1 protein-coding gene is annotated in these 234 nt (G+C 61.1%); it reads left to right on the top strand.

What is annotated here, in order from left to right; all coding sequences use genetic code 11:
• Window positions 1-234 (top strand): cysteine hydrolase family protein (locus SB771_RS37225; RefSeq protein ID WP_410722308.1); only part of this gene is annotated, 234 nt, incomplete at both ends.

Below are 234 nucleotides of genomic sequence, written 5' to 3'. Positions count from 1 at the left end.
GCTGGCAGCCGGGCGACTACGACAACTGGGATCATCCGAATCCGACGCAACGTCTGGTTCAGCAGCGTCAGACGTTTGCAAAGGGAACGTGGGGCGGCGAATGGCATCCCGATTTCGTGCCGCAGGAAGGCGACATCATCGTGCAGGAGCACTGGGCCCAAAGCGGCTTCGCCAACACCGATCTCGACTTTCAGTTGAAGCAGCAAGGCGTCACGCATGTGATCGCCGTCGGCC

The sequence above is a fragment of the Burkholderia sp. SIMBA_051 genome (assembly GCF_046534915.1).
In the GTDB taxonomy this organism is placed as follows: domain Bacteria; phylum Pseudomonadota; class Gammaproteobacteria; order Burkholderiales; family Burkholderiaceae; genus Burkholderia; species Burkholderia ambifaria.
The sequence above is the reverse complement of the archived record's forward strand: the minus strand, read 5'-3'. Positions and strand labels throughout refer to the sequence as shown.